This is a genomic window from Streptococcus sp. HMSC071D03 (assembly GCF_001812125.1).
Taxonomy (GTDB): Bacteria; Bacillota; Bacilli; order Lactobacillales; family Streptococcaceae; genus Streptococcus; species Streptococcus pseudopneumoniae_N.
Map to the genome: position 1 here is coordinate 13381 of NZ_KV807784.1, position 298 is coordinate 13678.

Sequence of the window (298 nt, forward strand, 5' to 3'; positions counted from 1 at the left end):
CGCATAACAAACTTTACGATTACTCTTTGACCCAGAATCGATAAGGCTATCTATGCCGTATTAGTATAACACCTTGTTTCAAAAAATACCAGATGAGGTGTTTTTTAGCATGCCCTTTTATGGATCAATAAGTGGTAAAAATAAGACAGTAACCTCAGAATAGCTACTGTCTTATCTCTTTTTTTACTTAAAGCCCTTGATATACTTGACAAATGGTAGAAAAGAGCACTTAAAAAAGAACAACTAGTGTTCTTACTTTTTAATATCAATCGGGAAGACAGGATTCGAACCTGCGACA